The sequence below is a fragment of the Citrobacter sp. TBCS-14 genome (assembly GCF_005280805.1).
Taxonomy (GTDB): Bacteria; Pseudomonadota; Gammaproteobacteria; order Enterobacterales; family Enterobacteriaceae; genus Citrobacter; species Citrobacter gillenii.
Genome location: NZ_SZWM01000696.1, coordinates 1 through 218 on the forward strand (window position 1 = coordinate 1; position 218 = coordinate 218).

The following is a 218-nucleotide window of genomic DNA, read 5'->3' on the forward strand; positions in this document are numbered from 1 at the left end:
CTTCGCGGGTTACACCTTCCCGGTTGGTCAGTATGCGCTGAAATCCGTTCAGCCATACTTTATGGGTGATCGTATTGAATACGTGAATGGTCGTAACTACCTGCGTACCGACAACGGGGTGGGTATCAGCTTCCAGCTGGATTACGGTTTCCGTGTGGATTACGAACACGTTTTCACCTCCAGCACCGACAATCTGGGTGACATGAACCTGGTGCGTC

General features: G+C 51.8%; 1 pseudogene. It reads left to right on the forward strand.

Annotated features, from left to right (window positions below):
- Positions 1-218, forward strand: a pseudogene (locus FDX22_RS20760) (porin); the annotation flags it as partial.